This is a genomic window from Neorhizobium sp. CSC1952, from assembly GCF_030378245.1.
GTDB classification, from domain to species: domain Bacteria; phylum Pseudomonadota; class Alphaproteobacteria; order Rhizobiales; family Rhizobiaceae; genus Neorhizobium; species Neorhizobium oryzae_A.
In genome coordinates this window covers 2,660,686-2,672,582 of record NZ_CP128416.1, presented here as the reverse complement: position 1 = coordinate 2,672,582, position 11,897 = coordinate 2,660,686, and the positions used below count along the sequence as shown (strand labels likewise).

The window sequence follows — 11,897 nt, the reverse complement described above, 5'->3', positions numbered from 1 at the left end:
GATGGCCGAACACGTTCTTTCGCAAAGCCCCTCCCCGGCTCAGGATATCGAGGCCGTTCGCGCCCGGGAAATGCGCCGCCACCGCATCAACGTCGCCCTGCGTTACGTCCTGCTCGCCGGCGTCGGCCTCCTGATGCTCTATCCGCTGATCTGGCTGATCGGGGCTTCCTTCAAGACCAATTCCGAGATCTTCTCCAATCCCGGTTTCTGGCCCGAAAACCCGACGCTCGACGGCTATATCAAGGGCTGGCAGACCTCGACGCCCTATTCCTTCGGGACATTTTTCCTGAACACGCTCTGGATCGTCATCCCGAAGGTGATCGGCACGGCGATCTCCTGCACCGCGGTCGCCTACGGCTTCGCGCGCTTCGACTTCCCGTTCAAGAAACTGCTTTTCGCTTCGCTGATCGCGACGCTGCTCCTGCCGAACGTGGTCACCCGCATTCCGCAATACCTGCTCTTCCGCGACCTCGGCTGGCTGGACAGCTACCTGCCCCTCTGGGTTCCCTCGGCCTTTGCGGGAGACGCCTTCTTCGTCTTCATGCTGGTGCAGTTCCTGCGCGCCATCCCGCGCGACATGGAGGAGGCGGCCCGCGTCGACGGCGCCACCACCTGGCAGACGTTGATCTTCATCGTCGTGCCGCTGCTCATGCCGGCGCTGATCTCGGTCTGTCTCTTCCAGTTCATGTGGACGATGAACGACTTCCTCGGCCCGCTGATCTACATCTCCTCGGTCGACAAATACCCGGTGTCGCTGGCGCTGAAACTCTCGATCGACACCACGGAGGCCTTCGAGTGGAACCGCGTGCTCGCCATGTCGGTGCTCGCGCTGACGCCGGCGCTCGCGGTCTTCTTCCTCGCCCAGAAATACTTCATCGACGGCATCTCGTCCGGCGGCATCAAGGGATAATCGAAATGGCGCGTCTGCAACTGAGAAACCTCGAAAAGGACTACGGTTCGTTCCGCGCGGTGCACGGCATCAATCTCGATGTCGAGGACGGCGAGTTCATGGTGCTGGTCGGCCCGTCGGGCTGCGCCAAATCGACGACGCTCCGGATGATCGCCGGCCTCGAACGGGTGACCGGCGGCGAGATCAGGATCGGCGGCGAACTCGTCAACGACAAGACGCCCGGCGACCGGGGCATCTCCATGGTCTTCCAGAACTACGCCCTCTATCCGCATATGAAGGTGCGCAAGAACCTCTCCTTCAGCATGCGGCTGAAACGGCGGCCGGGTGCGGAAATCGAGAAGGCGACGGAACATGTCTCCGGCATGCTGGAGATCGAACCGCTGCTCGACCGGCTGCCGAAACAGCTTTCCGGCGGCCAGGCCCAACGTGTCGCCGTCGGCCGCGCGCTCATCAAGAAGCCGCAGGTCTTCCTGTTCGACGAGCCGCTCTCCAATCTCGACGCCAAGTTGCGGGCTTCCATGCGCGTGCGCATCACCGACCTGCACAAGCGGCTGAAGGCGGAAGGCCAACAGGCGACGGTCATCTACGTCACCCACGACCAGACCGAAGCCATGACCATGGGCGACCGCATCTGCGTGATGAAGGACGGCCGCATCATGCAGGTCGCCGATCCGGTGACGCTCTACAATCGTCCCGCCAACACCTTCGTCGCCGGCTTCATCGGCAGTCCCGAGATGAATTTCCTGGATGCGGAAATGGAAGGCGCCGGCAATGTCAGGGCAGCAGGCCAGACGATCGCCCTCGGCAAAGACTTCGCCCATAGGCTCTCGGCGGGCTCACACGGCGAGATCACGCTCGGCATCCGGCCCCAGCATCTGCGCATCGCCCTGCCGGAGACGCCCGGCACGCTCAAGGGCAAGCTCAACCACATCGAGTTCATGGGCCACGAAGTCTACCTCTATATCGACATCGGCCCGAAACGACTGATCGCCGTCGTGCCGTCCGCATCCTACGACCGCGGCGCGCTGCGCGACGACTGGGTCTGGCTGAGCGCCGATCCGAAGGGAGTTCACCTGTTCGACCGCCAGACGGGAGAGAACATCAGCCTGGCGGCCTGAAACTTCATCGTTCCAACTTGGGAGGAGCCAAAATGAGAACCATGATCATAACGGCGGCGCTGTTCGCCGCAACCAGCCTTTCGACGGCATCCGCCGCGAACCTGCGCATGTCCTGGTGGGGCAGCGACGACCGGCACGTCGCCACGCAGGAGGCGCTGAAGATCTGCGGGGCCAAGTTCGGCCACACGATCGCGCCGGAATTCTCCGGCTGGACGGGCCATCAGGAGAAGATCGCCACCCAGCTCGCCGGCGGAACCGAAGCCGACATCATCCAGATCAACTGGCCCTGGCTGCCGCTCTTCACCAAGAACGGCACCGGCTTTGCCGATCTCTACCAGTACAAGGACGTCATCGACCTGAGCCAGTGGACCAAGGCCGACCTCGACAGCGGCACGGTCAAGGGCAAGCTGAACGGCATCCCCGTCTCCACCACCGGCCGCGTCTTCATGTTCAACAAGACGACCTACGACAAGGCAGGCGTCCCCATTCCGAAGACCTGGGACGATTTGATCGCCGCCGCCCCGAAGATGAAGGAGAAGCTCGGCAAGGACTATTATCCCTTCGAGGGCGCGGCACTCGACGCGCGTCTCGTCGTCATCCTGCGAACCACGCAGAAGACCGGCAAGGACCTGATCGATCCCGCCACCAACCAGGTCGCCTGGACGGAAGACGAACTCGTCGAAGGACTGGAGTTCTATCAGACGCTCGTCGACAAGGGCGTCATCGAATCCTGGAAGCAGGTTGCCGCCGGCGGCAACACGCCGCTGCACGAGAACCAGAAATGGGCGAAGGGCCAGATCGCCGGCAGCTATCAGTGGGACAGCACCTACGGCAAGATTTCCACGCCGATGGAAAAGGGCCAGGAACTCGTGCCCGTCAAGCTGCTGACCGTGGACGGCGCCAAGACGGACGGTGTCTACCGCAAGCCGTCCATGCTCTTCGCGATCTCCAGGAACAGCAAGGACCCGAAGGCGGCGGCACAGATCGTCAATTGCCTGCTCAACGATCCGGAAGCGGTGAAGGTGATGGGCGCCACGCGCGGCATTCCCTCCAGCAAGGCCGCGCTCGACATCCTCACCAAGGAAGGCAAGATCAAGCCGGTCCAGTTGGAGGCCTACAAGCAGGTCATGGAGCCGTCGAGCCCCGGCGTTTCGCCGCTCAACGAGCATCCGCGCGTCACCGAGGTCTTCGACAGCAATTTCGAAGCCTTCGCCTACGGCCAGCAATCGGCCAAGGATGCGGCGGCGGAGATCATCGCCGGCATCAACGAAGCGCTGACGGGAATCTGAGCGCCGTGACGATCGCCGCCATCGAACTCCTGGCCTCCGGCCCACGCAGCGCGACCTTCAGCGTCGATGCCGAAAGGCATCTTTATGAACGCGATGCCGCGCTCGGCTGGCAGGTGCGAAAGCCCGATGGCGGCCTCGCGGCCGAGGGGGCGACCCGCTGGGTCGTCTTCACGGTCGTTCAGCTCGAGCCGGACGAAGCCTATATTCTTCATGCAGGCGGCGCTCGCTTCGAATTCCGGACGCGGCCGGAGGCCGCCCTGGCCGACATCCGCGACTTCGGCGCCTCCACGGAAGCGCCGAACAATGCCGACGCGATCCAGCGTGCTATCTCGGCCCTTCCGGAGGGAGGAACGCTGAGGATACCGGTGGGATACTGGCCGAGCGGACCGGTCTTCCTCAAGAGCGACATGACGCTGCTCTTCGAAGCGGGAGCGGAGCTCGCCGCGGTTTCCGAACGGGAGGCCTTTCCCGTCCTGCCCGCGCGCCATCCGGACGGCCGCGTGCTCGGCACCTGGGAGGGCGTGGCGGAGGCCTGTTACGCAAGCCTGATCAATGCGATCGACTGCAGGAACCTCTTCATCGCCGGCAAAGGCACCATCGACGGCGGCGGCGACCGCGGCGACTGGTGGTCCTGGCCGAAGGAGACGCGCGAGGGCGCGCGGCGGGCGCGCACCGTTTTCCTCTCCGGCTGCGAAGACGTGGTCCTTTCGGGCCTCACCATCCGCAACTCGCCGTCCTGGACGGTCCATCCGGTCCTGTGCAGGCGATTGCTCGCGGCGGACCTGACGATCGAGAACGATCCGCACTCCCCCAACACGGACGGCTTCAATCCCGAGAGCAGCGCCGACATTCGCCTGCTCGGCCTCTCCATCTCGGTCGGAGACGATTGCATCGCCCTCAAGGCCGGCAAGCGCAGCCCGGACGGCGGCCCCGACCGGCCGACGCAGCATGTGCGGATTGCCAATTGCCTCATGGAGCGGGGGCATGGCGCGGTGGTGATCGGCAGCGAGATGAGCGCCGGCGTCCGCGACATCGCCATCCGCAACTGCCATTTCAAGGGCACCGATCGTGGCCTTCGCATCAAGACCCGGCGAGGCCGGGGCGGCATGGTTTCGGATATCAGCCTCGCCGACAGCCTGATGGAGGATGTCGCCACCCCGGTCGCCGTCAATTCCTTCTATTTCTGCGATGCCGACGGCCGATCGGACTACGTCCAGTCCCGCTCGCCGCTGCCGGTGTCCACCGAGACGCCGAGCATCCGGTCCATCGCGATCAGCAACGTCACCGTCTCCGGCGCGCGCACTGCCGCCGCTGTCTTCTACGGCCTGCCGGAAGCGGCGATCCATGACATCGCCTTCGAAGGCTATTCCGTTTCCTTCGCGCCCGACGCGGAAGCCGAGGTGCCTGAGATGGCCTGCCTCCTCCCGCCGCTGCGCCATGCCGGCATCGTCGCGGAAAACACCGTCTTCAGCCGTCTTGCGCGGCTGTCTCCCGCTTCCATTCATCCAGCACAAGACTGACCCCGATGCTTCAAGACTATTTCGAGACCTATGTTCGCGACTACGAATATTACAAGGGCGGCGCCTGGTGCTATGAAGACGGATGCCTCTATCGCGGCCTGATCGCGCTTCACCAGGCGACGGGCGACAAGCGTTGGCTGGATCACCTCGTCCGGCTTGTGGGCGGACAGATCGACGGCCAGGGCCGGCTGGTCGGTTATGAGATCGAAGAGTTCAACATCGACAATATCCTCTCCGGCCGCGCGCTCGTCTTTCTCCATACGCTGACCGGCGAGAAAGCCTGGCTCGATGCCGCCGCGCTGCTGGCAAGGCAGCTCGAAACCCACCCGCGCACGGAAAGCGACGTCTATTGGCACAAGCTTCGCTATCCGCACCAGATCTGGCTCGACGGGCTCTACATGGCGCTCCCCTTCAAGGTGGAATATGCCCTGGCCGCCGCGAAGCCTGAGATGGTGGACGAGACGCTTCGCCAATTCTCCACCGCGCTCGATCTGACCTATGACCGCGATGCCGACCTCTATCGCCACGGCTATGACGAGGCCCGCCAGCAGCCCTGGGCGGATGCGCAAAGCGGTCTTTCGCCTGCCCATTGGGCAAGGTCGATCGGCTGGCTGGCCATGGCTTTGGTCGATGTCGTCGAAAACCTGGCCCCCGGGCCTCAGCGGCAGGAGCTTGTCGATCGCGCCTCGGCACTGGCATCCCGGCTGCTTGCCTTACGGACATCGGATCACCGCTGGCTGCAGGTCATCGACCAGCCGGACGCCGCCGGAAACTATCCCGAGAGCTCCGCGACCGCCATGTTCTCCTACTTCCTGCAGAAGCTTGCCCGCCTCGGCGGGCCGGCTGCCCTTGCGGAGATCGGGGAGACCAGTTTCCGGTCGCTCGTCCGCCACGAGCTGCGGCCCGATTCGCATGGGCGGCCTCAGCTTCACAATATCTGCTGCGTCGCGGGGCTCGGCGGCTTCAACGGCCGTTACCGGGACGGCACCGTCGGATACTACCTCTCGGAGGAAATCCGCCCCGACGATATCAAGGGTGTCGGCCCACTGATGATGGCCTATGCGGAAACATTGCGGAATGCGCAATCTGTCGGACTGGCATCCCCGCGGACGGACGAATACGTTGAACTCACCGCCGCTGCCAAGCGATAGAGCACGCAACAGAAAATCGAGGACTACCCATGAGCACCAACGTCCGGACCCGCCATGCGATCCACTACTCCCAATCCGAACGCATGACCGGCACGGAGCTGCGCGAGCATTTCCTGATCGAGAACCTTTTCGCAGAAGGCACGTTGCAGGCCGTCTATACGCACTACGACCGGATGCTGGTGGCCGGAGCGACGCCGGCCGGGGATGCCGTCGGTGTCGGCGGCGAGCTGGCGAAGCTGGTCGGCACGGATTACCTGCTGGAACGCCGCGAACTCGGCCTGATCAATATCGGCGGCGCCGGGCGCGTCATCGCCGACGGCAAGGCCTATGAACTGCAGCCGATGGACGGCCTCTATCTCGGCCAGGGCACCAGGGAAATCTCCTTCGAGAGCCTCGATGCCTCGACGCCCGCGAAATTCTACATCAACAGCGCGCCGGCCCATACGACCCTTCCCTCACGGATCGTCAGCAGGACGGACGCGATCGAGAACAATCTCGGCGACGGCGCCACCTCCAACAAGCGCAAGCTCTACCAGTACCTGCATCCCAAGGTCCTGCCGACCTGCCAGTTGCTGATGGGCCTGACGCGGCTCGAAACCGGGAGCGTCTGGAACACCATGCCGGCGCATCTGCACGACCGGCGCATGGAGGCCTATCTCTATTTCGAAGTGCCGGAAAACGCCTTCGTCGTGCATCTGATGGGCCGGCCGCAAGCCACGAACCACCTCATCGTCCGCAACGAGCAGGCCGTGCTCTCTCCGCCCTGGTCGATCCATTGCGGCGCCGGCACCGGAGCCTATGCCTTCATCTGGAGCATGGCCGGCGACAACCAGTCCTTCACGGATATGGACATGGTCGACATGAAGAGCCTGAACTGAGGCTATCAGGCCAGCAGGAAACTCGCGGGAACGATGATCGCGCCGGGCTCGAAGCCCGGCCGAACGCCGAGAATTCCGGACCTTGGCGGCATGCGTCGCTGGTTTCGGCATCGGCCGGCACCGCGCCCAAATAACCCTTGATCGACAAGAACGCCTGCATCGGCTGCCCGCCCGTGAGCCGGAGCCCTACCGCGATGGCAACAATTCGCGGCTTTCCCGATGTAGCCATTATGCTATATCGGACCTGTAAGAAGCCAGGCGGGGTTGTTCGGCTGCCCGCTCCAAAAAGGGCAGCAAGCGGATTGGGCGGTATGGGGTCATTGGTTCGAAATCAGGCGCATGTGGTCAATATGCATATCGGCCACCATATTCGCCTCGCGCGTCAGATGCGGAAAATGACGCAGGGGCAGCTTGCAGAACAGATCAATCTGACCTTCCAGCAGGTGCAGAAATACGAGCGCGGCAGCAACCGCGTATCCGTCTCGACACTTGTGCTGATCGCCCATGCGCTCGCCGTTCCCGTCACCTATTTTTTCGAGGGATTGCAGCCGGACGACAAAGCCGCCGACACGACCGGTTCCGGCCTGTCGGCGGAAGGATGGGAGATTGCCGCTCTGGTCACGGGCATTTCGCGCCGCGCCCTGCGCCGGCGGCTTCTGTCGATCGCCCGCGAAATCGCCGATATCGATGCGGAACTGAACGATCCGCAGGAATAAAACCTCAGGCCGCCAACGCCAGGAGCTTCTGCAGCTCTTTCGGCCGGGATGCGGCCGCGGTCAGGATGGCGCGATAGAGCGTCATGACCTCCGCGCCCATATCGGTGAGGATGGCTCCGCCGCGGCGGTCTCCGCCCTTGGTGGTGCTGACAAGCGGCTTCTTGAAGGACGTGTTCAGCCGGTCGATCATGTGCCACGCTTTCTTGTAGCTGATGCTGCTCGCCCGCGCGGCCGCCGTGATCGAGCCGGTATCGGCAATCGCGGACAGCAGGCCGATAGTATCCGGCCCGATCGCGAGGCCGGGTTTCAGAAGGACGTTGATTTGTACCTCAGCAAGCATGCGCGCCACGCACCCGGAAAGAATTCCGAGCCCTTTCGCGGGGTTCCTGCGGGAGCCTCCCAACACCTCGATAAGCGTTCATGCATTATACTCTGTTTTGACGCGTCTTACCTGCGAATACGCAGCCCGGCGGCTGGCAGTCGGTCTGCGGGAACACCACCGCCTCCCAGATAGCGCGTTGTTCTCGTGAGGCGAGAATGGGAACTAAAAATGTATAGACAGTTGTCGAGGGGGCGCCGCAGCGGATAACGTCGAAACATGGGTAAATTTGAGTCATGCAGCGTCGGAAAATGCGAGCTTCCGGTTTAAGAGACCGTTCACCATATCCCGCCGGTCTGGCCGGCTTCTGATAAGGAGCATGCTCCTGACGCTAGAACAGCAAGCAAATAAATCCTCAAAATAGTATTCGTACGCAGCAATGCTCGATTTGCTCGAACATTAATTTGACGTTTACAGACGAAACGGCACGGTCCGGGCGGGCATGAGGCTCCAAAGATTTCTCCCGTCTTGCGCTCGCGGATAGCGGTGCGGCGCAAGCCTATTTGCAAGTTGCTGTCCCGATGCGTGTCGTCTCATGTCTCGTCAACGAGCATAATCTGTGGCTTGTCTGCCTCGCGCTCACAACCTGCCTCAGCGGGTCATGGACCGCCTTGCGCCTTTTCTCGCGGGTCATGCAGACGGGGGGATCGCAGCGGCTCGGATGGACGTTCCTCGCGGCCGTCGCCGGCGGAGCGACGATCTGGTGTACGCATTTCATCGCCATGCTGGCCTATCAGGGCAGCACACCGGTCGTCGTCGAGCCGATCTTGACGCTCTTCTCGCTCGTCATCGCCATCGCCGGAGTGGGTGCCGGCTTTCTGTTCGTCGCATCTTCCATTGGCCGGCGCATGCCCCTGATCGGCCCCCCGATCGGCCCTGGGATCGGCGGCGCCATGGTCGGGCTGGCGAGTTCGGCGATGCATTACATGGGCATGGTCGCCTATCGGATCGAAGGGATCGTGACGTGGGACGGCGGCTATGTGATCGCTTCCGTCGCCCTCGCCGTCCTGATCGGTTCGGCCGCGATGACCGCGGCAAGCCGGAAGGCGCAAGGATGGAACGCATTGCTTGCCCCCGGCCTGCTTGCCGCGGCGACCCTGAGCCTGCATTTCACGGGCATGGCCGCGGTCTCGGTCGATCCGCTGTCGCCGGCCGCCGGCGCATCGTCCGATGTCTTCACCAGCATGGCAGCGGCCGTCGCGGCTGTCAGCCTCATCATCGTCGGCGCCGGCGCGACGAGCTACGTGATCGACGACAGCGAGCGGGCAGCCGCCCTCGAACGCTATCAGCAGCTTGCGCTCCACGATTCGCTGACGGGCCTGCCGAACCGGCGCAGCTATCGCGTTCACCTCGACGACGAACTGGCAGGGCTTCGCGAGAGTGCCGGCAAGCTGGGCGTGGTGGGCATCGATCTCGACCGCTTCAAGGAAATCAACGACACGTTCGGCCATGCCGCCGGCGACGACGCCCTGAAGGTGATCGCGGGGCGGCTTTCAGGCATACGCCGCCCGGGTGAATTCATCGCCCGGCTCGGCGGCGACGAATTCGCAGCCGTCAAGCGCTTCGAGAACCAGGCGGACGTCCTGGACTTCACCTCCCGGATCGAAGCGGCGATCCTCAAACCCATGACCCTGGACGGGTGGGAAACGTCGGTCGGGGCAAGCATCGGCGTGGCGATCTATCCGGAAGACGGAACCGACAAGGACGCCCTGGTGAGCAATGCCGACCTCGCGATGTATCGCGCCAAGGCGAATATCGGCCAGACCATCTGCTTCTACGAACCCGGGATGGACGAGGCGGCGCGCGATCGGCGCAATCTGGCCAACGATCTGCGGGCCGCCGTCGAAAGGAAGCAGCTTGAGCTGCACTATCAGGTGCAGAGCGGCGTGAAGGACGGCGAGATACGCGGCTACGAAGCGTTGCTGCGCTGGCACCATCCGCAACGCGGCATGATCCCGCCTGCCGAATTCATCCCGATCGCCGAGGAATGCGGCGCGATCCTGCCGATCGGCGAATGGGTGCTGCGGACCGCTTGCCGCGAAGCCGCGCGCTTTTCCGGCGACATCAGGATCGCCGTCAACCTGTCGGCCGTCCAGTTCGCGCATGCCGATCTGGCCAGCCTCGTCCAGGACGTTCTGACCGAAACCGGCCTGCCGGCGCATCGGCTGGAACTCGAAATCACGGAATCGACGATCATCGTCGACAAGCAGCGCACCCTGGATATGCTGCGCCGGATCAAGGCGCTCGGCGTGACGATCGCCATCGACGATTTCGGCACGGGATATTCCTCGCTCGATACGTTGCGATCGTTTCCGTTCGACAAGATCAAGCTCGACCGCTCGTTCATGGCGGAAGCACCGCGCGATCCACAGGCGAAAGCGATCGTCTGCGCGGTGCTGACGCTCGGGCGCAGCCTCGACATTCCAGTCCTCGCGGAAGGCGTCGAAACGGAAGACCAGCTCTCGTTCCTGCGGATGGAGGGCTATGACGAAGCGCAGGGCTATCTGCTCGGCCTGCCGGCGGCGATCGACAGGTACCACAACCTGCCTGGCGGCCGTGAGGATTTTGCCGAACAGCGCCGAAGAGGGTGGATCGCCGGATAGCCTGGCTAGCCGTTGGCAAGTCTAGCTGTTGGCAAGTTTTGCGGGAGGTCCGCCCATGAAGCGGTCCCGCTCGCGCCAGAGCGCCGGCAGCGAGAGCAGCATGATCGAGATCAAGGCGATCAGCGTCTTGGTGAGCTGAGAGAATTCAGGCGTCCGCTGATCGACATAGAAGACCATGTAGACGATCACCACATGCCAGACGTAGACGTGCAGCGAGTGCCGGCCGAGAAGGCGCAGGAAGCCGGCCGAAAACAGCCAGGTCAGTCCCGCCGCCAGCCGGCGCACGTAGATGTTTTCGTGTCGCGGGCCCGCCATCAGGAGCCAGACGAGGCCGATGGCGACAGCCAGGAAATTCGCGATGTAGACCGGTCCGAAATCGGCGCGGATTTCCATCGTCGTGAATTTGGCGAGCACGAATTGCGGCAGCAGGTCGTGAGCGGAGGCGATCCGCAGCGGCAGGAAGAAAAGGCAGACCGCCAGGCATAGTTTCGGGATGAGCGTCGCTTCCGGCCGGAAGATTTTCGACCAGTCGATCTCCCGATTGGCCGTCAGAACGCCGATGATCAGGCCGGAGAAGAAGACGATCTGCCAGCCGAACAGGTTGAAGCTCGCGCGCACGCCCTGCTGGTCGCTGCCGATGATCCAGCCGTTGACGATCTCCGTGGCCAGCCGCTGCAGGCCGAGCTGGCCCGCCATCCACAGGATGAGGGAACCGACGACGACATAAGCCCATTTGCCGTTGAGGCAGAACCAGATGATCGGCGGCGCGAAGATCATGTACACGACATATTGGGGAAGGATGTCCATGAAGGTCGGCTGGAACAGCAGCGCGCCGATGGCAGCAAGACGAAGCGGCTCGTCGAAGGTCGTATATCCCAGCCAGGCATGCCAGATCCGGTAAGCGTCCGGCAGCACCATCTGCGCCACAAGGACCACCATGACGATCAGCATCGCATAGCGATAGATCTCGAAGGCGCGCGCCCAGAGCTGCTGGCGTGCCTGCCTGTAGCCGTTCTTGCTCATCTTGCGGCTGTAGACCATGCCGACAAGCAGGCCGGACAGGAAGACGAAACCCTGCGCATCCTCCACGAAGGCAAGCTGGTTGTGATTGACGAGCAGCATCCAGTAGCCGCCGACGAAGACAAGATGATTGATCAGCATGAAGACGAGGAAATAACCGCGCAAACCGTCGATGATTTCATATCGCTTCATGTGATGGCCTTGGGCAATGTCTTCTGTGGTCACGCCTTTTTGGCGTGACGGGTATGGATGTCAAATGAAAGAAGGCTGATATGCAGTGAGTTTTCGCTCTCGGAATCGTGAGAGCCCTGCC

10 protein-coding genes are annotated in these 11,897 nt (G+C 63.1%); 8 read left to right on the top strand and 2 right to left on the bottom strand.

The annotated features are described in order from the left end of the window. Window position 1 precedes the first annotated feature (1 nt). The 7 genes from QTA58_RS13045 to QTA58_RS13015 all read left to right on the top strand — a co-directional run bounded on the left by QTA58_RS13045 (window position 2) and on the right by QTA58_RS13015 (window position 7,582). Window positions 2-910, top strand: coding sequence for a carbohydrate ABC transporter permease (locus QTA58_RS13045; RefSeq protein WP_289669159.1), 909 nt, complete (start codon window positions 2-4; stop codon window positions 908-910). A 5-nt stretch (window positions 911-915) separates the two neighbouring features. Next, window positions 916-2,028, top strand: a complete 1,113-nt coding sequence (locus tag QTA58_RS13040; RefSeq protein ID WP_289669158.1) for an ABC transporter ATP-binding protein — start codon at window positions 916-918, stop codon at window positions 2,026-2,028. A 32-nt stretch (window positions 2,029-2,060) separates the two neighbouring features. Next, the gene (locus tag QTA58_RS13035; protein WP_289669157.1) at window positions 2,061-3,317 is read left to right on the top strand and encodes an ABC transporter substrate-binding protein; all 1,257 of its coding nucleotides are present in this window, start codon (window positions 2,061-2,063) and stop codon (window positions 3,315-3,317) included. A gap of 5 nt (window positions 3,318-3,322) precedes the next feature. Next, window positions 3,323-4,837: a glycoside hydrolase family 28 protein gene (locus QTA58_RS13030; protein WP_289669156.1), complete on the top strand. Its 1,515-nt coding sequence runs from the start codon at window positions 3,323-3,325 to the stop codon at window positions 4,835-4,837. Between the two features lie 5 nt (window positions 4,838-4,842). Next, the gene (locus QTA58_RS13025) at window positions 4,843-5,988 is read left to right on the top strand and encodes a glycoside hydrolase family 88 protein (protein ID WP_289669155.1); all 1,146 of its coding nucleotides are present in this window, start codon (window positions 4,843-4,845) and stop codon (window positions 5,986-5,988) included. A 29-nt stretch (window positions 5,989-6,017) separates the two neighbouring features. Further along, window positions 6,018-6,866, top strand: a complete 849-nt coding sequence (gene kduI / locus QTA58_RS13020; protein WP_289669154.1) for a 5-dehydro-4-deoxy-D-glucuronate isomerase — start codon at window positions 6,018-6,020, stop codon at window positions 6,864-6,866. Window positions 6,867-7,003: 137 nt separating this feature from the next. Then, entirely contained in the window at window positions 7,004-7,582 is a 579-nt protein-coding gene (locus QTA58_RS13015) for a helix-turn-helix transcriptional regulator (RefSeq protein WP_289669153.1), read from the top strand. A 4-nt stretch (window positions 7,583-7,586) separates the two neighbouring features. Here the strand turns inward: QTA58_RS13015 and QTA58_RS13010 are convergent, their stop codons facing one another. Then, entirely contained in the window at window positions 7,587-7,922 is a 336-nt protein-coding gene (locus tag QTA58_RS13010) for a LysR family transcriptional regulator (protein WP_289669151.1), read from the bottom strand. A gap of 671 nt (window positions 7,923-8,593) precedes the next feature. Here QTA58_RS13010 and QTA58_RS13005 point away from each other — a divergent pair. Continuing rightward, window positions 8,594-10,564, top strand: a complete 1,971-nt coding sequence (locus QTA58_RS13005; protein ID WP_289669150.1) for an EAL domain-containing protein — start codon at window positions 8,594-8,596, stop codon at window positions 10,562-10,564. A gap of 21 nt (window positions 10,565-10,585) precedes the next feature. Here the strand turns inward: QTA58_RS13005 and opgC are convergent, their stop codons facing one another. Continuing rightward, the gene (gene opgC, locus QTA58_RS13000) at window positions 10,586-11,776 is read right to left on the bottom strand and encodes an OpgC domain-containing protein (RefSeq protein WP_289669148.1); all 1,191 of its coding nucleotides are present in this window, start codon (window positions 11,774-11,776) and stop codon (window positions 10,586-10,588) included. Window positions 11,777-11,897: the final 121 nt, after the last annotated feature.

Bases quoted from the DNA above. Each gene is read 5' to 3' on its own strand.
- QTA58_RS13040 (WP_289669158.1), top strand. From the start codon at position 916: ATGGCGCGTCTGCAACTGAGAAACCTCGAAAAGGACTACGGTTCGTTC.
- QTA58_RS13010 (WP_289669151.1), bottom strand. From the start codon at position 7,922: ATGCTTGCTGAGGTACAAATCAACGTCCTTCTGAAACCCGGCCTCGCG.
- QTA58_RS13025 (WP_289669155.1), top strand. From the start codon at position 4,843: ATGCTTCAAGACTATTTCGAGACCTATGTTCGCGACTACGAATATTAC.
- QTA58_RS13045 (WP_289669159.1), top strand. From the start codon at position 2: ATGGCCGAACACGTTCTTTCGCAAAGCCCCTCCCCGGCTCAGGATATC.
- opgC (WP_289669148.1), bottom strand. From the start codon at position 11,776: ATGAAGCGATATGAAATCATCGACGGTTTGCGCGGTTATTTCCTCGTC.
- kduI (WP_289669154.1), top strand. From the start codon at position 6,018: ATGAGCACCAACGTCCGGACCCGCCATGCGATCCACTACTCCCAATCC.
- QTA58_RS13005 (WP_289669150.1), top strand. From the start codon at position 8,594: ATGCAGACGGGGGGATCGCAGCGGCTCGGATGGACGTTCCTCGCGGCC.
- QTA58_RS13035 (WP_289669157.1), top strand. From the start codon at position 2,061: ATGAGAACCATGATCATAACGGCGGCGCTGTTCGCCGCAACCAGCCTT.